The 1,487-nt window shown below is 67.3% G+C and carries 2 protein-coding genes; both read right to left on the reverse strand.

Going from position 1 to position 1,487, the window contains the following annotated elements; translation table 11 throughout:
• Positions 1 to 83 precede the first annotated feature (83 nt).
• Positions 84 to 1,001 carry an IS3 family transposase gene (locus ACGF3A_RS43950; protein WP_393737034.1) on the reverse strand — a complete coding sequence of 306 codons (918 nt, stop codon included), beginning with the start codon at positions 999 to 1,001 and terminating at the stop codon, positions 84 to 86.
• The gene (locus ACGF3A_RS43955; protein ID WP_033329589.1) at positions 998 to 1,306 is read right to left on the reverse strand and encodes a transposase; all 309 of its coding nucleotides are present in this window, start codon (positions 1,304 to 1,306) and stop codon (positions 998 to 1,000) included. Before ACGF3A_RS43955 ends, ACGF3A_RS43950 begins: the two co-directional genes overlap by 4 nt.
• Positions 1,307 to 1,487 lie beyond the last annotated feature (181 nt).

A 1,487-nucleotide genomic window follows, 5' to 3' on the forward strand; every position in this document is an offset into this window, starting at 1 on the left:
CGTCGGAACAACGCCTGTAACCGACGTCCATGCTATGCCCGGGCATGAACCGTGAGGTTCCCCCGTCATGCGGGATGTGCTGATCAGCTGGTCAGCAGGGGTTGATGGGTGTTCAGATTCGTTGGTTCGGCCGTCGCCTGTTCGGCGTAGTGCTTCTCCTCGAACTCGATCGGGCTGAGGAAGCCGAGCCGTTCCTGGATGCGGCGGGAGTTATAGAAGCCGTCGATGTATTCGAAGAGCGCGAGGTTGGCCTCGGCCCGCGTGGTGAAGGTGCGGCCGCGGATGCATTCGGTTTTGATGAGCATCCAGAGGTTCTCCGCGAGGGCGTTGTCGTACGAGTCCCCGACGGAACCCATGGACGCCTCAACTCCCGCTCGCATCAGCCGAGTTGTGAGCTTGATGGATGTGTACTGACAGCCGTGGTCGGCGTGGTGGATGAGCTTGCCGGGCTCGACCTCACGGGATGCGAGCGCGTACTCCAGCGTGGTCAGGACCAGGTCGGCGTCCGCGCGGGCAGAGGTCTCCCACGCGACCACCCGGCGGGAGAAGGCGTCCCGGATCGCCGAGAGCCACAACGGTCCCTCGCCGGTGGCGATCATGGTGAGGTCGGTGACCCACAACCGGTTCGGCGCCGGTGCGGTGAAGTCCCGGTTGACCAGGTCCGGGGCGAGCGTGGCCTTGGGATCGCGGCGCGTGGAGCCCTTCCGCCGCGGGCTGACACCCGCGATGGCGGCCTCCCGCATCAGCCGCTCGACCCGCTTGCGGCCCACGCGCGTGCCCTCGCGCTTGAGGACGGCGTGCACGCGTGGCGAGCCGTAATTGCCGCCGGACTTGGCGTGGATCTCCTTGATCTGCTCGGTCAGTTCGGCGTCGCGGCGCCGCCGTTCGCACGGCTCCTTCTCCGCGCGGCGCCAGCGGTAGTAGGTGGAGGAGGCGATGTGCAGTTCCCGCAGTACGCACTCGACTCCCAGGCGGGGATGCTCGTCGACGAGCGCCGTCACCTGGGCCGGGTCGGGTCGAGTTGCGCCGCGAAAAACGCCGAGGCCGTCCGCAGCACGTCGTTCGCCCGCTTGAGCTGGGCGTTCTCCTTGCGCAGTGCCACCAGCTCGGCCCGCTCGTCGGTGGTGAGCCGGTCGTCGCGCTCGCCGGCATCGGCCTCGGCCTGCCGGATCCAGCCGCGCAGGGCCTCGGGATGCACACCGAGATCGACGGCCAGCTTCTTGATCTGAGGCTTCGGGTCGGAGGTCCGGTACATCCGTACCGCACGCTCACGCAACTCCAGCGAGTACTTTCTGGGGGCGGCCATGGTCGATGTTCCTCTCATGAGAACCATCTGACCCTCTGTCAACACACTCCGCATCTCGGGGGAACCTCAGGCGGACGGAAGGAGTGCGAACTGCGGATGTTAGCCCGGCAGCGACCCCCACGCTCCTGGATATTCCGGCCGCGTGGCTGCGGGGCGACGACCGCGGCGCCCGATCGAGGAA

This window comes from Streptomyces sp. NPDC048172 (genome assembly GCF_043202595.1).
GTDB lineage: Bacteria > Actinomycetota > Actinomycetes > Streptomycetales > Streptomycetaceae > Streptomyces.